General features: G+C 61.5%; 24 protein-coding genes. 14 read left to right on the top strand and 10 right to left on the bottom strand.

Annotated features, from left to right (window positions below):
- Positions 1-3: 3 nt before the first annotated feature.
- The 4 genes from JJQ76_RS15620 (at position 4) to JJQ76_RS15605 (ending at position 2,652) form a co-directional block, all read left to right on the top strand.
- Positions 4-171: a hypothetical protein gene (locus JJQ76_RS15620; protein WP_210397857.1), complete on the top strand. Its 168-nt coding sequence runs from the start codon at positions 4-6 to the stop codon at positions 169-171.
- Positions 172-371: 200 nt separating this feature from the next.
- The gene (locus JJQ76_RS15615) at positions 372-1,430 is read left to right on the top strand and encodes a peptidase M42 (RefSeq protein ID WP_210397856.1); all 1,059 of its coding nucleotides are present in this window, start codon (positions 372-374) and stop codon (positions 1,428-1,430) included.
- A 60-nt stretch (positions 1,431-1,490) separates the two neighbouring features.
- Positions 1,491-2,183 (top strand): aspartate/glutamate racemase family protein, encoded by a 693-nt coding sequence (locus tag JJQ76_RS15610; RefSeq protein ID WP_210397855.1) that lies wholly within the window; start codon positions 1,491-1,493, stop codon positions 2,181-2,183.
- Positions 2,184-2,214: 31 nt separating this feature from the next.
- Positions 2,215-2,652 carry a PaaI family thioesterase gene (locus tag JJQ76_RS15605; RefSeq protein WP_210397854.1) on the top strand — a complete coding sequence of 146 codons (438 nt, stop codon included), beginning with the start codon at positions 2,215-2,217 and terminating at the stop codon, positions 2,650-2,652.
- Between the two features lie 66 nt (positions 2,653-2,718).
- On the opposite strand, the gene JJQ76_RS15600 is transcribed toward JJQ76_RS15605, so the two are convergent.
- Positions 2,719-2,907, bottom strand: a complete 189-nt coding sequence (locus tag JJQ76_RS15600; protein ID WP_210397853.1) for a CopG family transcriptional regulator — start codon at positions 2,905-2,907, stop codon at positions 2,719-2,721.
- A gap of 135 nt (positions 2,908-3,042) precedes the next feature.
- Between JJQ76_RS15600 and dauA the strand changes: the two genes are divergently transcribed.
- Complete coding sequence (gene dauA / locus JJQ76_RS15595) at positions 3,043-4,773, top strand: C4-dicarboxylic acid transporter DauA (protein ID WP_210397852.1); 1,731 nt, start codon at positions 3,043-3,045, stop codon at positions 4,771-4,773.
- A 13-nt stretch (positions 4,774-4,786) separates the two neighbouring features.
- Here dauA and JJQ76_RS15590 read toward each other — a convergent pair whose 3' ends face one another.
- Positions 4,787-5,584, bottom strand: coding sequence for a tetratricopeptide repeat protein (locus JJQ76_RS15590; RefSeq protein ID WP_210397851.1), 798 nt, complete (start codon positions 5,582-5,584; stop codon positions 4,787-4,789).
- A gap of 189 nt (positions 5,585-5,773) precedes the next feature.
- On the opposite strand from JJQ76_RS15590, the gene JJQ76_RS15585 reads away from it, so the two are divergent.
- Both JJQ76_RS15585 and JJQ76_RS15580 read left to right on the top strand, forming a co-directional pair.
- On the top strand, positions 5,774-6,139 hold the full coding sequence (locus JJQ76_RS15585; RefSeq protein ID WP_210397850.1) for a hypothetical protein: 366 nt from the start codon (positions 5,774-5,776) through the stop codon (positions 6,137-6,139).
- A 34-nt stretch (positions 6,140-6,173) separates the two neighbouring features.
- The gene (locus tag JJQ76_RS15580; protein WP_210397849.1) at positions 6,174-6,758 is read left to right on the top strand and encodes an outer membrane beta-barrel protein; all 585 of its coding nucleotides are present in this window, start codon (positions 6,174-6,176) and stop codon (positions 6,756-6,758) included.
- A 6-nt stretch (positions 6,759-6,764) separates the two neighbouring features.
- Here JJQ76_RS15580 and JJQ76_RS15575 read toward each other — a convergent pair whose 3' ends face one another.
- The gene (locus tag JJQ76_RS15575; RefSeq protein ID WP_210397848.1) at positions 6,765-7,154 is read right to left on the bottom strand and encodes a cytochrome c3 family protein; all 390 of its coding nucleotides are present in this window, start codon (positions 7,152-7,154) and stop codon (positions 6,765-6,767) included.
- Positions 7,155-7,323: 169 nt separating this feature from the next.
- On the bottom strand, positions 7,324-7,800 hold the full coding sequence (locus JJQ76_RS15570; RefSeq protein ID WP_210397847.1) for a c-type cytochrome: 477 nt from the start codon (positions 7,798-7,800) through the stop codon (positions 7,324-7,326).
- Positions 7,801-8,177: 377 nt separating this feature from the next.
- Here JJQ76_RS15570 and JJQ76_RS15565 point away from each other — a divergent pair, with 377 nt between their 5' ends.
- Entirely contained in the window at positions 8,178-8,483 is a 306-nt protein-coding gene (locus tag JJQ76_RS15565; RefSeq protein WP_210397846.1) for a hypothetical protein, read from the top strand.
- The gene (locus tag JJQ76_RS15560; RefSeq protein ID WP_210397845.1) at positions 8,480-9,061 is read left to right on the top strand and encodes a lytic transglycosylase domain-containing protein; all 582 of its coding nucleotides are present in this window, start codon (positions 8,480-8,482) and stop codon (positions 9,059-9,061) included. Before JJQ76_RS15565 ends, JJQ76_RS15560 begins: the two co-directional genes overlap by 4 nt.
- 18 nt (positions 9,062-9,079) lie before the next feature.
- Here JJQ76_RS15560 and JJQ76_RS15555 read toward each other — a convergent pair whose 3' ends face one another.
- Together JJQ76_RS15555 and JJQ76_RS15550 are read right to left on the bottom strand one after the other, a co-directional pair.
- Entirely contained in the window at positions 9,080-9,355 is a 276-nt protein-coding gene (locus JJQ76_RS15555; protein ID WP_210397844.1) for an acylphosphatase, read from the bottom strand.
- A complete protein-coding gene (locus JJQ76_RS15550; RefSeq protein WP_210397843.1) occupies positions 9,352-10,614 on the bottom strand; it encodes a YihY family inner membrane protein in 1,263 nt (420 codons plus the stop codon). The genes JJQ76_RS15555 and JJQ76_RS15550 overlap by 4 nt, the downstream gene beginning before the upstream one ends.
- Before the next feature lie 97 nt (positions 10,615-10,711).
- Here JJQ76_RS15550 and arsC point away from each other — a divergent pair, with 97 nt between their 5' ends.
- Genes arsC through JJQ76_RS15535 form a run of 3 tightly spaced genes read left to right on the top strand, consistent with a single transcriptional unit; the run spans position 10,712 to position 12,071 of the window.
- Positions 10,712-11,065 (top strand): arsenate reductase (glutaredoxin), encoded by a 354-nt coding sequence (arsC, locus tag JJQ76_RS15545; protein WP_210397842.1) that lies wholly within the window; start codon positions 10,712-10,714, stop codon positions 11,063-11,065.
- Positions 11,062-11,667: an NAD(P)H:quinone oxidoreductase gene (gene wrbA / locus JJQ76_RS15540; protein ID WP_210397841.1), complete on the top strand. Its 606-nt coding sequence runs from the start codon at positions 11,062-11,064 to the stop codon at positions 11,665-11,667. Before arsC ends, wrbA begins: the two co-directional genes overlap by 4 nt.
- Entirely contained in the window at positions 11,664-12,071 is a 408-nt protein-coding gene (locus tag JJQ76_RS15535) for a DUF2069 domain-containing protein (protein WP_210397840.1), read from the top strand. Before wrbA ends, JJQ76_RS15535 begins: the two co-directional genes overlap by 4 nt.
- A 21-nt stretch (positions 12,072-12,092) precedes the next feature.
- Here JJQ76_RS15535 and JJQ76_RS15530 read toward each other — a convergent pair whose 3' ends face one another.
- The 4 genes from JJQ76_RS15530 to JJQ76_RS15515 are packed head-to-tail and all read right to left on the bottom strand — an operon-like array spanning position 12,093 to position 15,213.
- Positions 12,093-12,299: a hypothetical protein gene (locus tag JJQ76_RS15530; protein ID WP_210397839.1), complete on the bottom strand. Its 207-nt coding sequence runs from the start codon at positions 12,297-12,299 to the stop codon at positions 12,093-12,095.
- Between the two features lie 12 nt (positions 12,300-12,311).
- Positions 12,312-13,022 (bottom strand): DnaA regulatory inactivator Hda, encoded by a 711-nt coding sequence (gene hda, locus JJQ76_RS15525; RefSeq protein ID WP_210397838.1) that lies wholly within the window; start codon positions 13,020-13,022, stop codon positions 12,312-12,314.
- On the bottom strand, positions 13,023-14,114 hold the full coding sequence (locus tag JJQ76_RS15520) for an AI-2E family transporter (RefSeq protein ID WP_210397837.1): 1,092 nt from the start codon (positions 14,112-14,114) through the stop codon (positions 13,023-13,025). It lies immediately after the preceding gene.
- Between the two features lies 1 nt (position 14,115).
- Positions 14,116-15,213: a DUF2066 domain-containing protein gene (locus JJQ76_RS15515; RefSeq protein WP_210397836.1), complete on the bottom strand. Its 1,098-nt coding sequence runs from the start codon at positions 15,211-15,213 to the stop codon at positions 14,116-14,118.
- Between the two features lie 185 nt (positions 15,214-15,398).
- Between JJQ76_RS15515 and purM the strand changes: the two genes are divergently transcribed.
- The gene (purM, locus tag JJQ76_RS15510; RefSeq protein WP_210397835.1) at positions 15,399-16,457 is read left to right on the top strand and encodes a phosphoribosylformylglycinamidine cyclo-ligase; all 1,059 of its coding nucleotides are present in this window, start codon (positions 15,399-15,401) and stop codon (positions 16,455-16,457) included.
- Positions 16,457-17,110 (top strand): phosphoribosylglycinamide formyltransferase, encoded by a 654-nt coding sequence (purN, locus tag JJQ76_RS15505; RefSeq protein ID WP_210397834.1) that lies wholly within the window; start codon positions 16,457-16,459, stop codon positions 17,108-17,110. The genes purM and purN overlap by 1 nt, the downstream gene beginning before the upstream one ends.
- Positions 17,111-17,117: the final 7 nt, after the last annotated feature.

Below are 17,117 nucleotides of genomic sequence, written 5' to 3'. Positions count from 1 at the left end.
ACCGTGGCCCGCGGTTTTCGCCAGCGGTTGCGTTATGCATTGGTCGGCGGCGCTATCGCCGTGCCGCTGGCGGCAACCCTGACCATTCTGACGCAGCCCCTGTGGCGCCGGATCGAAACCGCATTCGGGATCGAGTCCAGCGCTCATTCAGCTCCAGCCAGTGGGTGCTAGCTGGTCGTTTACAGCTGCTGCTGGCAAGCGCAGTCTGATCTGGCGTGGGTGGCAAAAAAAGTAACTCAGCACCTCCCTCAACTATTCCCTTGGCCGAGCCTTCGGCGCACAATCGCCTCGAGCGCCGCCCAAGCGACGCTCCGCCGCCGCGTGCTGCCCCGCCCGGCTCCGTCCATTGGGGCAGCCGGAGAGCACCGTCCATGCAATTCGACCAGTTTATCGACCTGCTGAAAGAGTTGATACGCCAACCCAGTGTGGTGGGGGCCGAACACGCGTTTTTCCGCGTGCTGCAGCGGGCGCTGGAGGAGCGCGGCGCCCAGGTCACCTGGTACGAGGGTCTGCTGGTGGCCCAGGGTCGCGAACCGCACAGCTGCATGTTCTCGGCCCACATTGACCGACATGGACTGATCTGCACCGGACCCAACGAATTCCAGTACGCCGCTTTTGTCGCCGGTAGCCGCTCCGACCTGCTCGGCAACTCAGTTTCCGAACAGCTGATGAACAAGGTGGCCGACCGCTTCAACCACACCCCGGTGATGGCCTACGAGCCCTGGTCCGGCGCCTACCGCGGCCGGGGCGAGATCAGTCGCGCCTACATCTGCGAATACCGCAACAACCTGATCTTCGAACTGCAGGGGCTGGAGCATCTGGTGGCCGGCACTCCGGTGGCGTTCACCGACCGCCTGTCGATCCGCGATCAACGCCTTTACGGACAGCTCGACAACGTATTGACCGCGGCACTGCTGGTACACCTGTTCAGCCTCGGATACGCTGGCACCGCCTTCTTCACCGCCCAGGAAGAAGCCGGCCGCAGCTGGCGCTACCTGCTGGAGTGGTTTCGCCGTTTCGGTGGCAGTACCAACCAACTGGTCGTCGTCGATACCAGCCCCTACCCCGACATTGCCACGGCCGACCGGCAGCAGATCGTGCTGCGCCGCAAGGACGCCAACGCCCCCTTCAACGCGCGCACCACCGACCGGATCGAAAACCTTTGCCACGATCTCGGCCTCAGTTTCAGCTACAAGGACGCCTATATCGAGGCCGGCAACCGCGAGCTGGAGAGCCGGGGGTTAGCACCTCAGTCGCTCGGCAGCACCGAAATGGGCCGCATCACCGCCGCCAGCAACGGCCTGGTTCATGGCACCACCCTGCAGATTCCCACCACCGGCTACCACACCATGGAGGAGTCGGCCGCCATCGACAGCTGCCGCGCGTTGCTGTCACTGCTGCTGCAGATCGCCCGGCTACCCGAGCCATAGAAGATTGCGCGACAACAGCGGCTACGGCAGGATGGAGCCTTTCACGGCAAGGAGAGGCCCATGAAAACCATCGGCATGATCGGCGGCATGAGCTGGGAATCAACCCAGAGCTATTACCGCCTCATCAATCAGGGTGTGAAGGCACGCCTGGGCGGGCTGCACTCGGCCCGGATCTGTCTCTACAGCGTCGACTTCGCCCCCATTGCGCAGCTGCAGGCAGAGGAGCGCTGGGAAGAAGCCGGAGCGATGCTGGCGGACGCCGCACGAGCGGTGGAATCGGCCGGGGCGCAAGGGTTGTTGATCGCCACCAACACCATGCATAAAGTCGCCGACCAGGTCTGCGCGGCCGTATCGATTCCCTTGCTGCATATCGCCGACGCTACCGCCGATCGCCTGCTGACGGATGGGGTCGACAAGGTCGCCCTGCTAGGAACACGCTTTACCATGGAGCAGGCGTTCTACCGTCAACGTCTGGAGCAGCAGGGAATCAACGTCATCATCCCCAACGAACGCCAGCGTGACGAGGTTCACCGCATCATCTACGACGAGCTCTGCCAGGGCCGCATCGAAACCCCGTCGCGTGAACGCTACCAACAGATTATTGCCGAGCTGGGCTTTAACGGCGCGGAGGCGGTGATCCTCGGGTGTACCGAGATCGGCCTGCTGCTGGAGCCTCACCACAGTGCGCTTCCACTCTATGACACTGCGGCCATTCACGCCGAGGCCGCCGTAGCATGGGCCCTGAGCCCCTGAACAAGCCCCCTTCCCGCTTCAGGAGACCACCATGTCGCCGTTAACGCCCCAGGATTCCGACTTTGAAAGCCGTATACGGCAAAGCTTTTCCCGCCAAGGCGCGATGACCACCCTCGGTGCAGAGCTGACAGATGTAAAACCGGGGCGGGTCGTGATCGAGTTGCGACACCATGAGGCTCTGACCCAGCATCATGGCTATCTGCACGCAGGTATGCTGACCACCATCGTCGACAACGCCTGCGGCTACGCTGCTTCGTCCCTGATGGCGGCGGACAGCGAGGTGGTCACGGTTGAGTTCAAGGTAAACTTTATTGCCCCGGCTAAAGCGCCGCGCTATCGCGCGGTGGGATCAATTGTGCGTGCGGGCCGCACGCTGACGGTTTGCAGTGGCGAGGTGCTGGCGCTCACCGCCGAGGGTGAGCAGCCGGTCGCCACCATGCTGGCAACCATGATGGCCGTCAGCCCCTGACGCCGGACCAGTACCCACTCGTCTTTGAGCTCACCCTACCACCTCTGAAGGGCATCTGTGATGGCGCTATTTTTTGCGCTCTGGCGAGAACACCTCAGCACGCCAGTCCTCGCCCAGTTTGCTCTCGATATAGTCCCGAATCAGCTTGCGCACCATCTGCGAGGGGGTGACGTCGTCCTCACTGCATAAGCGCTCGAAGGTCGCCTTTTTCTTGGGGTCGATCAACAGCGTCAGTCGGGCGGTGCGTTGCTCCATCGTCATCTATCTCCGATGCTCAAAACCAAAACATGTTAATCATATTAACATTGATTTAATCGCTGACACACATGTAGTGTGGATCATCGTCATCGGGGCACAGCAGCACGGCCCTCTCCTTTCGAGTACCACAGCATGCCACATCGCACCACCCAGCTACGCCCTTTCAGCGCTCTGCGCGAGGCCATCCATGACGGCTACAGGCTGCCGCACCTGCGAGCCGATATTCTGGCAGGCATTACCGTTGGCATTATCGCCATCCCGCTGGCGATGGCGCTGGCTATTGCCAGCGGCGTCGCTCCCCAGTACGGCCTCTATACCGCGATCATCGCCGGCCTGCTGACCCCGTTGACCGGCGGCTCTCGTTACAGCGTATCGGGCCCCACCGCGGCATTCATCGTCATTCTCTATCCAATCGCCAGCAGCTACGGTTTAAGTGGTCTGCTGGTAGCGACGCTGATGGCGGGAGCGATGCTGGTGATCATGTCGATCGCCCGTCTGGGTCGACTGATCGAATACATTCCCGAACCGGTGACGCTGGGATTTACCTCCGGCATTGCGGTGGTGATCGCCACCCTGCAGATCAAGGATTTTTTCGGTCTGCGGCTGGAGTCTCTGCCTGAAAGCTATCTGGACAAGGTCGTCACCCTGCTGCAGTGGTTGCCGGCCACCTCGCCCGCCGAGCTGACGGTAGGGCTGGTCACGCTGCTGATACTGCTGCTCTGGCCCCGGCTGAAGATCGCCGTTCCCGGACACTTGCCCGCCATCGCTTGCGGGGTCGCGGCATCCCTGCTTTTGACCGCCGGCGGTGCCTCGGTCGACACTATCGGCTCACGCTTTCACTACCTGCTCGAAGACGGCAGCAGCGGTTTCGGTATTCCCCCGATCCTGCCACAGTTTCAATGGCCCTGGCTGCTGCCGGGGCCCGACGGCATGCCGCTGCAGTGGAATCTGCAGCTGCTGATCAGCCTGCTGCCGGCGGCGTTTTCCATCGCCATGCTCGGCGCCATCGAGTCGCTGCTGTGCGCCGTGGTACTGGATGGCATGAGCGGTAAGCGCCATCACTCCAACGGCGAGCTACTCGGCCAGGGAGTCGGTAACCTCATCGCCCCCTGGTTTGGCGGCATTACCGCCACCGCTGCGCTGGCCCGATCTGCGGCCAACTTCCGCGCCGGCGCCCGCAGTCCGATAGCCGCCATGGTCCATGCACTGGTGATTCTGTTCAGCTTGCTGGCCCTCGCCCCCTGGCTGTCCTATATCCCGATGGCTTCGATGGCGGCGATGCTACTGGTCGTGGCCTGGAATATGAGCGAAGCCCACAAGGTATCGGAACTACTGCGCAAAGCTCCCAACGGCGACATCATCGTATTGCTGGTCTGCTTCTCGCTGACCGTACTGGTCGACATGGTGGTCGCTATTTCGGTCGGTATCGTGCTCGCCGCACTGCTGTTTATGCGCGAGATAGCCAGCATGACCAAAGTGACCGACATCAGCGACAACCCTAAGCATGTGCCGGAGCCTTTGCCCCCCGGATGGGCGATCTACAAGATCAGCGGGCCACTGTTTTTTGCCGCCGCCGATCGTATCTTTGTCGAGCTGGAGCAACGGGCGACCGACCACAGCGGCGTGGTGCTGTACATGGACGGGGTCACCATCCTCGATGCCGGCGGTCTATCCGCTCTGCGCCACTTCCTGGCATTTGCCGCCGACAGTGGCAAGCGGGTCATAATCGCCGACCTGCAGTTTCAACCGCTGCGTACGGTGGCCAAATCGGGACTGCAGCCCATTACCGACCAGTTGGCCTTCACCGCGACGCTGGCCGAAGGGGTAGCGATGGTGCAGAGCAGCCAGCGGGCGATGGACTAGCGGCACTCTGCGCTCACTGGCGATCGATCGCTCGCCTGGCCGGCTGATACCCCCGCTCTGCCGCGCGACGCAACCAGATAGCCGCCTGCTCAGGATCATGAGGCTGACCAACCCCGGTCTCCAGCATCACCGCCAGCGCGTACTGGGCCTCGGCATCGCCGGCCTCGGCGGCCTGCCGAAACAGCGCACCGGCGCGCTCGATATCGTGTCCCACCCCGACCCCGCGCTCGTACATCCACGCCAGCAGCGTCAGCGCCCGCGGGGCGGGTGGGTCGGCGTCAACCAGCGACTGTAACGCCGCCAGCGCGGCTTCGGTCTCGCCCGCCGCCAGCCGCAGGCGCAGCTCGGTCAGCGGATCAGCAGCCTGATCCGGGCCGAGCAGTTGTTGCAGTAACGCGGCGGCATCTTCATCGCCATCCAGCGCGGCCACCGACAACCAATGGCGCGCCTCGGACTTGGCGACCAGAGCGGGATGAGAAAACTGCATCAGCCCCAACTGATAGGCACCGGCACGACTTCCACCCTGCGCCGCCTTGCGGTAATAGTCCACGGCCCGTTGCAGATCAGCAGGCACTCCCAGCCCCTGTTCGTAGACAATGCCCAGATTAAACGCCGCTTCCGCCTCGCCGGATCCTCCGATGCGCTCCCACATCAATCGCGCCATCCGGTGATTAGCCATCTTGAACTGGGCATACGCCATATACAGCTGCACCCGCGGATCAGCATCAACAAACTCCGGCGGCAGAAGCTCACGGGCTGCGGCGGGTTGCATCAGCAGCGTCCATAACAACAGGGTAACCACAGTTTTCATCATTCACCTCGGGCGATAGTCCGTTAAGACTAGCCTTGGCACCCCGTCCCCACCCTGATCCGAAGGTAGCGAACAAGCACTACTTTGGGATCAACCGCGGTCTACACTACTATCCTTATGAACAAACAGGCGTCTCCGCGTCAACCTATTCACCCGCTGGATTCGGAGTTGGATGTCCCATCGAGAAGCATGATGCGCAAAGCGACCGTAGCAGCTCTATCGACCGCACTAATGCAGGCAGCCGCCTTGCAGGCCGGCGAAGCCGAGGTGGTCAGCGCCCACGCCCAATGCCAGCAGCGCGTTTGCCGTTTCGAGGTCACCCTGCGGCATGAGGATACAGGCTGGGATCATTACGCCAACCGCTGGCAAGTGCTGTCTCCGGATGGTGAGGTGCTCGGCACGCGGGAACTGCTCCACCCCCACGTTCAGGAGCAGCCCTTTACCCGCAGTCTCACCGGCGTGGCGGTTCCCGAAGGAATCAATGAGGTATTGATCCGCGCGCGAGACTCGGTGCACGGCGAAGCAAAGCCCCGTGTCAAAGTTATCATTCCCTGATCAAACCGGTTGTCTGAGGATTGCTATGCCCAGCATGTTGCGCCCACTCATCACCAGCCTTTGCCTCGCCCTCGCCTCCCTTGTCGCGCCTGCTGGCCATGCCGCCGAATTAACGCCCTTTGCCGGGATCTCCGCAGGCGGCAACTACCGCGACACCAGCAACACCAACAGCTATCGCATCGATCACGGCGCCTCCGGCGGTGTCAGCCTGCTATGGGACAGCGCCCCCGACAAAGGCTACGAACTGCTCTACAGCCATCAGGACACGCACATTCGTGACGTTGACATCTCCCTGCAGCTGGATTACCTGCATTTCGGCGGGTTGTACTACTTTCAGGGGCAGCAGGAAAACTGGTCGCCTTACGTTGCCGGCGGACTCGGCATCACCCGTGTCGCCACTCCGGGGCGGGACAGCGACCTGCTGGCGTCGATGAACCTGGCCCTGGGTGGACGCTGGCGCATCAGCGAGCAGTTTGGCGTACGCCTGGAACTGCGCGCATTCGGCAGCCTGACCAGCAGCACCACACTGATCGAATGCGGGACAGGTTGCCGGATCGAGGTCGAAGGGGACGCGTTGTATCAGGTGCAGGGCAGTATCGGCGTCGGCTACCGGTTCTGAGGCCTGTCAGTAATCGTGACAGCCGAGACAGCTTTCGGAAACGGTACCACCAGCCCGCATTGCCCCATGGGCGGGCTCATGAATCCAGTGACAGCTGGAGCAGGTAAGAAAGCCGGCAAAATCAAGCGGATAATCGGCGGAAAGGGGACGCGCTGGAATAAAGCCACTGGGGTGGCCGGTCTCGATCGCCTGACGATGACACTCAAGGCACAGCATCTCCTGCGCTTCCATCATCAGGCGGGCACGACCCTTGGGAACGATGCCGGAAGCGTTGGTTTCAAGATGGCAGGTGGCACACGGCACCGCTTCCAGTGGCGACCCCGGTAACGGATCAGCCCTCACCGATAACGCCCAGATTACTGCCAGGGCACAACCGGCTCCGATAACAATTCGCACTATCGCCTCCCGAATCCGCGTCACGCGGTGATGACTCGAATCTCTCGAGCCGTCCATAGCTGACGCGGATCATATTGTCTGACCGCGAGCGGGGCAAACAATTCCGGGGCGGAGCCGGGTTACTCCATCACCAGGGTGGCCTTCAGTTCCGCCACCCTGACAGGCGCGACTACTTTTTCTTTTCGCGGTAGTCCTCGTGACAACCTTTGCAGGATTTGCCCAATGCAGCGAATTTGGGCTTCATCGCATCAAGACCGTTACCGGCCACGCCCGCCAGCTCTTCAGCCGCCATAGCAAAGGCCTTGGCTTTTTCACCAACCTTGGAATCGGCCTGCCAGATGGCGGGCAATGCCTCGGTTTTCAAAGAAGCATTGGTATTGTCCGATCCCTTGGGCCACATCGCCCCGTTTTTCATCATGGAGGCCAGATGTAGGTTTTTGGCTGCCGTGGCCGCTGCATCGGCATCGTACTCGACCTTGCCTTTAGCCATGGCGGCCAGAATACCGATGTTAAAGGCGCGCACTTTCATCTCGCCCTGGCGCGCCTTAACCGCCTTCTCCATGGGATCGTCACCGGCAGCCACCACCGGCGCGCTCACCATCCCCAGCAGAGCCATACCACACACCACTTTCGCGACTTTTTTCATTGCTATTGCTCCTAGCAGACCCCGTCTGGGATCATTCACGTAAACGGATAACCGAGGCACCCATAACGCCACGGCTGACGTAACACCAACAATAGTAGTCAGTTTTTATTCCTCACCCCCGCTATCCAACGGGTGAAAACACGCAGTATAGGGAGCGCCCCCCCCGACAACGGTGACAATGTCACCGAGGCGCAATAAGGCGACACCACACCAACCGGCGCTTTCCACGGCGGCGCGATGGGTTGTTCGGCTTCGGCAGCTATCGCCCTTGTCGTTGTTAAAAACAGTATTTACCCGCCAGCATCCCCCCCTAGGCCCGGGTCCCCGACGGTTGCTATGATAGGAGCCCACAGCAGCCAACGAGCCCCCGAACAGCTATGCCCTGTCAACGCACTTTCGACATGACGCCGCTGGTTACCGCCATCGTTACCCTGGCACTCGGCGGCTGCGCCGCCCAGGTCAGCGACGCGCCTGCGCCCTGTTCCCCTGCATGGAACCAAGCGCTGGAGGAGCGCGTTGGCAGTAGTGATGGTCGCGGCCACGGACCAGACGTGGGTTCTGTGGAATGGCGCGGGGTGGTCGAGTTCAAACTGGGGTTGCGCGGCCTGCCGGGGCGCCCTCCGTTGGCAAGCGACGTCTGGTGCGAGGATATCGACCGGCGCGTAATGAGGAAGGACGCATGATCCAAATGCGGCCTGTCATCCGCCCCCTGCTACTCTGCTGCTGGCTGCTAGCCGTCACGCTCAGTCCCAAGCTGTTAGCGGCCACCGAAGTTGATCAGGAGCTACGCCAGCTGCTCAAAGACGCCGCCAACAGTGCGGAAAGCTTCGACGACCGTTTTGACGCCGAGGTTTGGCTGCTGGATATGAACACCCGCATCCGCCGCTATGTCGAGGATGACCAAGAGCGACTGCATATACTGCGCTCGGCCCACCGCGAAGCCAGCCGCGCCGGATTGCCGGTGGATCTGGTGCTGGCGGTGATCCACACCGAAAGCCGTTTTCAGCGTTTTGCCATCTCCTCGGTGGGCGCGCAGGGATTGATGCAGGTGATGAGTTTCTGGAAGAACGAGATCGGGCGCAGCGACGACAACTTAACCGATATCGACACCAACCTGCGCTACGGCTGCACCATCCTGGCCTACTACCTGAAGAAGGCTAACAACGACCTAACCGAAGCGCTGGCGCGCTATAACGGCAGCTACGGCAGCTATCGCTATCCGCGCAAGGTTTACGCCGCGCTCGATCGCTATGAAGAGTAGTCCCGGCGCGCTACGCGCTCAACGCACTTCAAATCCGGAGAACGGTTGTGCGGGGTCGATCTCTTCAACAACCACCTCGGCCACCGTTGCCAACGGCGGCCCCTGATTCATCCAGGCTTCTACCAGGCGCACCCCGTTGGCATCGCCGCACAGCACCGCCTCCACCCGCCCGTCAGGCAGGTTACGGACCCAGCCGCTAACGCCGTTGGCATCAGCCTGTTCCTTGGTCGACTGCCGGTACCAGACGCCTTGTACCCGCCCGGATACCCAGACATGCAACGCAATACGATTCATGAAGCCTCCTCAGACAGGTTTTTTTCAGTATCGGCTGCACTGAACAGCGCCGCCAGCGACACACCTAATTGCGCGTTACGCGCAGACTTCAACTGCGCCAGCCGCCGCTCCAGCTCCCCTCGCCAGGCCACCTTGCTGTCACCAATAGTGTCGGCGATCGGCCAAGGCAGATGCCTGCAGAGGGCATCGACCGTGAACTGGCTCAGGTCGCGGCACAGGGTGTAGCGTCCCTGTTCGGTGCGCGTAATGATTCCTTCACGGTGAAGCAGCGACAGATAGCGCCCGCAGGGGTCCGCATGCAGGCCAGGCAGCGCCGCGCGCAGCCGCGATGCGGATAGCGTCTTGCCCTTCAGCTGAGCCTGCCAAAGCTGTTCCAGCAAGCGCAAGACCCAGTACAGCGGGCGGTGGTCTCGGTCGCTCAGGAGCGGCGTAAAGCTGCTCAGCCCACGCACCAGTTCGGCGCCCAGCAGCACAATAATCCAGGTAATGTAGATCCAGGCCAGAAACAGCGGCACCGCTGCAAAAGCACCATAGATCAGCTCATAGGAGGGAAAGTGGGTTACAAACAGGGTAAAGCTGCGCTTGGCTGCCTCAAACAGCAGTGCCACCAGAACTCCGCCCGCCAGCGCATGGCGGAGCGGTACCCGGCAGTTAGGTACCGCAGCATACAACAGCGTAAACGCCGCCGTGCTGGTGACGAAGGGCAGCAATGACAGCAACCCCTGGCGACCACCCAGTATCTCGGAAGCATCGGATATCAGCGGCAACGAGGCCAGATAGGAGGTCAGCACAAACCCCAGCCCCAATAGCAGCGGCCCCAGGCTCAGTACCGCCCAGTACAAGAGAAAACTGGACAGGCCTTTGCGCGGCGAATCCACCCGCCAGATACGGTTAAACGTGCCCTCTATCGACTTCAGCATCAGGAACGCAGTGACGATCAGGAATCCGATCCCCACCGCAGTCAGGGTGCGGGCCTGAGTGGCAAACCCGGAGAGATGACCGCGAATGCTCTCCCCACTGCTAGGCACGAAATGATCAAACAGCAGCCCTTCGAGCTGCTCGCCAACCCCTTGAAACGACGGAATCGACGCCAACATCGAATAGGTCACCGTCATCAGCGGTACCACCGCAAACAGCGTAGTGTAGGTTAACGCGGCGGCGTTTAGCGCCCCCTGGTTCGCTCCGAACTGGTGCACCAGCATGCGCAGGAACAAACCGGCATGGCGCACCGCTTGTGGTAGCCGCTCAGTGGCGTTCATAACGAGATCCCATTGTCATTCCGGGTAGGTCTGGGTTTAGAATAGCGCTCCCGCCTGACAAAAATCATCTTAACCGGCCGATTTAAAGAGAGTTTCCATGACAACTGTAACCCTTTATCACAACCCGCGCTGTTCCAAATCACGCCAGGCCCTGCAGTTGCTGCAGGAGAAACAGATTGAACCCGAGATCCGCCTTTACCTGGACAATCCTCCCAGCCGTGATGAAGTGGTGACGCTGCTGGCCCAGCTGGGTATCGAGCCGCGTGCCCTGTTGCGCAAAGGCGAGCAGGAGTACAAGGATAACAACCTGGGCGATAACAACCTCAGCGACGATCAGTTGATCGACGCCATGGTGGCCCATCCCCGCCTGATCGAACGCCCCATCGCCATTGTCGCCGACAAGGCGGTGATCGGTCGCCCGCCGGAGAAGGTGCTGGAGCTGGTCGGATGAGCCAGCCCTATGTGCTGATTCTGTATTACAGCCGTTACGGTGCCACCGCGACGCTGGCGCAGCATATGGCGCGCGGGGTGGAGAGCATCAAGGGGATCGAAGCACGAGTGCGGACGGTGCCGGCGGTATCACCAACCTGTGAAGCCACGGCTCCAGCGGTGCCCGACAGTGGCGCGATCTACGCCAGCGATGACGACCTGCGCCACTGCAGCGGCCTGCTGCTGGGCTCACCCACCCGCTTTGGTAACATGGCGGCACCGCTGAAGTATTTTATTGACGGCACCAGCGCGCTCTGGGCCAGCGGCGCGCTGATCGGCAAGCCGGCGGGGGTATTCAGCTCCAGCAGCAGCCTGCACGGCGGTCAGGAAACCACGCTGCTCAGCATGATGCTGCCACTGCTGCACCACGGCATGGTCATCGCCGGAGTGCCCTACAGCGAAGCAGGACTGACCCAAACCACTGCAGGCGGTACGCCCTACGGCGCAACCCATGTGGCCGGCAGCGACGGCAAGCAACCGCTCACCGATATTGAGCTGGCTCTCTGCCGGGCGCAGGGCAAACGGGTCGCCGAGATGGCGTTAAAACTGGAGAAGCCCCTATGAGGAGCAAAAGACCGGCCAAAAACCTCGAAGTCAAGGTGCGGATTACCGGGTTGGTCACCCGCGCCTCGCTGCTCGGGCTGATGGGACTGATCGGTCTGTGGATGCTATGGCTGGTGCCACCGGGTCAGGCCAATCCGGTGACCATTGTCGCCATCCACCTGATTCCTCTGGCGCTGTTCGTGCCAGCGGTGCTGCGCGGCCGACCGCGCCCCCATGCCTGGCTCTGCTTCGTGATCATCATCTACTTTTGCGAAGGGGTGATCTACGGCGGCTCCAGCAATCCCCAAGTGCAACTGCTGGGGATCCTGCAGTCGCTCCTGACCATGGTGCTGTTTACCAGCGCCATGCTGTTCGCCCGCTGGCGCAGCCAGCTTAATCGCAAGCTGACCGACGAAGCGAGCTAAGCCCGGCAAGAGGACTGGGTATCAGTCCTCTTCACTCAGCTCAGTGGTCACCTCGCCACCACAGCGCTTGCATCGACCGACGATGTAAACCACTCCGTTCTGCTCGAACTCCTGTGGCGCGGTCATACCGAGATCCGCTTCCATGCAGTCATTGCACCAGGTCTGGGTGAGGAAATCCTGCTGCTCTTCGGCGGGACGCTGGCTGAAATCACGTTCAATACGGGCCATGAGGCTCTCCTGTCACCAACCAAGGGTGGCTTTGATAAAAGGTATGGTTACTTTGCGTTTGGCGCTCAGAGAGGCCTCATCAAGGCACTCCAGCAGCGCGAACAGTTCGTTCATCTGGCGCGGGCTGCGGTGGAGAATAAATAGCGCCGCCTCGTCACTCAGGTCGATACCACGAGCGTGGGCGCGCGCCTGCAATACGGCCACCTTGGCGTCGTCATCCAGCACCTGAAGGTTAAACACCATCCCCCAGCTCAGGCGCGACGCCAGATCAGCCAGCTCGATCGGGAGCTGGCGTGGCGCACGATCCGCCGCCACCAGCAAGCCGGTGCCGGCATCGCGCAAGCGGTTGTAGAGGTGGAACAGCGCTTCTTCCCACAGCCGGTCACCGGCAATCTCCTGCACCCGGTCGATGCAGACCAGATCCAGGCTTTCCAGCCCCTCCAGCAGTTCAGGCCCATAATCTCGCAGCTGCTCCAGCGGCAGATAAAGGCTCTGCCGCCCGTGCTCGGCGGCCCGGTGACAGGCAGCCTGCAACAGGTGCGAGCAGCCGGCTCCGACTTCCCCCCACAGGTAGAGGTAGGTTTCCCCGACCCCTTCCGCCACCCCCTCGGTGGCCTGCTGCGCCAGGCCATTACTGGCCGGATAGAAATTTTCGAAGGTGGCGTCGTCACGCAGACCGACACTCAGCGCCAGCTGTCGCGGCGCCTGACCATCATTACTCACTTAATCGGATTCCTTCTCTACGGATACCACCGGTGCGGGGCGGGCATGATACAACGGACTGTCACGATAGCCCTCATGCAGGTGGCGCAACAGCACCATGATCACGGCGGCAACCGGCAGCGCCAGTAAAATTCCGGTAAAGCCGAACAGCTGACCGCCGGCCATAATGGCGAAGATCACCGCCACCGGGTGCAGACCGATCTTGTCGCCCACCAGCAGCGGGGTCAACACCATCCCCTCCAGCGCCTGGCCAGCACCGAATACCAACGCCACGAACACCAGATAGAGCGGATCACCAAACTGCATCATTGCCGCGATTAACGACGCGGCGATGCCGACCACAAAGCCCATGTAGGGAACAATGCTCGCCAAGCCCGCCACCATGCCCAGTACCAGCGCCAGATCCAGTCCGATAATGCTGAGACCCACGGCGTACACCACGCCCAGACAGAGCATCACCAGTAATTGGCCCTTCATAAAAGCGCCCAGCACTTCGTCGCATTCACGGGCCCAGCGCGCGACCTTGGGTTCAACGCTGCGCGGCAGCAAGTCACCCAGCTTGCCGATCATCAGATCCCAGTCACGCAGCAGATAGAAGGTCACCACCGGAATCAGCACCAGATTCGCGATCCAGCCGGCAAACGCCAGCCCCGAACGGGTTACGCTGCCGAGGGCCGAGCCCACCAGATCGGTGCTTTTCTGCCAGTTGGCGGTGATCACTTTCTTCACCTGTGAAAGGTCCAGTGCTGATACGTCGATGCCCAGTGCTACCTGCAGCCAGGGCAGGGCGACGTTCTCCAGCCAGTCGATCATCAGGGGAACTTTCTGCACCAGCACGCTTAACTGCCGGCCTAGCATCGGCACCACCAGCAACACCGCCAGCAACGCCAGCAAAGTCACCAGCGCAAACACCACCACTACCCCCCAGGTGCGAGAGCAGCCGCGGGCCTCCAGCCGATCAACCACCGGATCCCAGAGATACGCCAGCAACAAGCTGACCAGGAACGGGAACAGGATCGGCTCCAGCAGATAAACCAGAGCACCCACCAGCACAAAGACCGTCAACAGCAGCCACCGCTGCGAATCGCTCATCTCAGCCTCCCCAGCGATAGTAGAGCTGCGCCTGGCTCAACGGCTGCAACGGGCCTTCTTGGGCACTAAAGCGATTGTTGAGCGCAATGGCCCGCTTAAGCTGGTCCAGCGAACCGTTCAGTTGCAGTTTCAGCGTCAACACCTCATGGTTCTGCTCAAGCAGCTGTACCGAGCGCACCACGGTCATTTCTCGCAGGGCATCCACCACCGGGGCAAAATGGTCAAACTGGCTCACCCCGCCGACCTCCACCAGCACCCCGTCGCCGCCATCATCGGCAACCGTGACCACGTAATCGGCGAAAACACGGTCAGCGGTCTGATCCACTGCGCCACCCAAGTGTTCGCCCAGCGAATCACCCTGACCATCAAACAGCACCCGCTCATCACCATGCAGCAGCATCCAGCGGCTTTGCCAGCCGCCTCCACGCGGGAACAACCGTCCGACCAGCACCGCATCCGCCTGATAGCGCGATGACGCTTTGGTTACCGGTTCGGCAAAAAAGCCCCAGGCGTCACTGACCGACAGTGCGGCCTGATCTTCCAGATCAAGCAGCGGCCGGAACAGCGGCAACCCTCGCTCCCGTGCCCGTTCGCGCATCGGTGCCAGAACCGGATCCTCCTCGCGCCCGAGAAACTCTCGCTGCTGGCCACGCTCCTCAACAATCCAGACCAGCACTCCCGGACGAACAGCACCCAGAGGACGGAAGCCGGCCTGCTGCAGCAGCTGGTCCACCAGTGCCGGAATAAAGTCCAGTCGCAGGATTTGAGCCGGCACCTCGACCCCGTCGTCATTGGTCAGCATCTGTCCGGCACTCTGGTAACTGAACTGCTGCACAAAGCGGTTGGGGCTCGCCAGCGCGGTTCGCACCGGTTCGGTTTCCAGCACCTGGGGGCGGCCACTAACCTTGACCAATACTTGCGCCAGTGCCTGACCACCCAGATCCGGTGACACCTGCATAGTCTGCTGCGCCACCATCAACTCGGCACTGTATAGATTCTGCACTCGCGCAGCCTGGGCTGAGGCGGTCCCGAAGAGGGCCAGTATCATCCCGGCGAACAACCAACGCAGGATAATCGGTCGAGGTAAAAAAACGGTCACAAATACTCCCCACATTAACGCTTTAAAAGCAGCCGTTGTCGCTGGCTGCCGAGGTAAACGGGACAAGCATAAACCATGGCCGGCCAACTCCAAAGAGAAGGTCGGAATCGCGTGGCCTGAAGCGATCCAAGCTGGTAGAATGCTGCCCTCGATTTTGCAGCCATGGCCTGACAGGTTTCTCTCCTATGACGACTCCCAACCAACCCACTTCCATCAGTTACAAAGACGCCGGCGTGGACATCGACGCGGGTAACGCACTGGTCGATCGCATCAAGGGTGTAGCCAAACGTACACAACGCCCGGAATGCCTGGGCGGTCTGGGTGGTTTCGGTGCGCTGTGCGAGTTGCCCGCCGGCTACAAGCAACCGGTACTGGTGTCTGGCACCGACGGCGTCGGCACCAAGCTGCGGCTGGCCATGGACCTCAACAAGCACGACAAGATCGGTATCGATCTGGTCGCCATGTGCGTCAATGACCTGGTGGTTGCCGGCGCCGAGCCGCTGTTCTTCCTCGACTACTACGCCACCGGCAAGCTCAACGTCGACGTCGCCGCTGACGTAGTCACCGGCATCGGCGAAGGCTGCGAACTGTCCGGCTGCGCGCTGGTCGGTGGTGAGACCGCAGAGATGCCCGGCATGTACGACGGCGACGACTATGACCTGGCCGGCTTCTGCGTTGGCGTGGTGGAAAAGAGCGAGATCATCGACGGCTCCAAGGTCAGCGTCGGCGACGTGCTACTGGGCCTGCCCTCTTCCGGCCCGCACTCCAACGGCTATTCGCTGATCCGCAAGATCATCGAAGTCAGCGGTGCCGACATCAGCGCCGACTTTGACGGTCGCACCCTGGGCGAAGCACTGCTGGAGCCGACTCGCATCTACGTCAAACCGCTGCTGAAGCTGATTCGCGAGTCGCAGGTAAACGCCCTGTCCCACATCACCGGCGGCGGTCTGCTGGAAAACATTCCCCGCGTACTGCCCGACAACGCCAAGGCGGTGATCGACGTCACCAGCTGGCAGCGCCCCGAGATCTTCAACTGGATCCAGCGTCACGGTAACGTGGAAGAGCGTGAGATGTACCGCACCCTCAACTGTGGCGTCGGCATGGTGGTGGCAGTACCGGCAGAGCGCGCTGACGAGGCGGTAGCGCTGCTGAAGGCTGAAGGCGAAGAGGCCTTTATCATTGGTGCCATCGCCGCCCTCGAGAGCGATGAGGAGCAGGTGGTACTCAAAGGACTGAACGGCTGATGAGTCTGCCCCGCATCGCAGTCCTGATCTCCGGCAGCGGCACCAATCTGCAGGCGATTATCGACGCCGTTCGTGAGCGTCAGTTCGAGGCCGAAATCTGCGCGGTAATCAGCAACCGTCCCGACGTCAAAGGCTTGGAGCGTGCCGAAGCAGTCGGCATCGAAACCCGCGTGGTGGACCACAAAGCGTTCACCAGTCGCGAGCTGTTCGACGCCGAAATGATCCGCGTAATTGACGGCTATGCCCCTGATCTGGTGGTGCTGGCCGGCTTTATGCGCATTCTCACCCCCGACTTTGTACGCCGCTACGAGGGCCGAATGTTGAACATTCACCCATCGTTGTTGCCGAAGTACCGGGGTCTGCACACCCACCAGCGCGCGCTGGAGGCCGGTGACAGCGAACACGGCGTCACCGTGCACTTCGTCACCGAAGAGCTCGACGGCGGCCCGCTGGCTATCCAGGCGGTGGTTCCGGTGCTGAACGACGACGATGAAGCAACCCTGGCCAAGCGTGTGCAGGCTCAGGAGCATATAATCTATCCGCTGGCAGTGAAGTGGTTCGTCGAAGGCCGACTGCAGATGATCAACGGTACCGCCTGCCTCGACGGCCAGCCCCTGCCTGCGGAAGGTTGCCAACTGCACATGGACAGATAAACGAGGT

The organism is Motiliproteus sediminis (assembly GCF_017912535.1).
GTDB classification, from domain to species: domain Bacteria; phylum Pseudomonadota; class Gammaproteobacteria; order Pseudomonadales; family Balneatricaceae; genus Motiliproteus; species Motiliproteus sediminis.
This window is presented reverse-complemented; position numbering and strand designations above follow the sequence as displayed.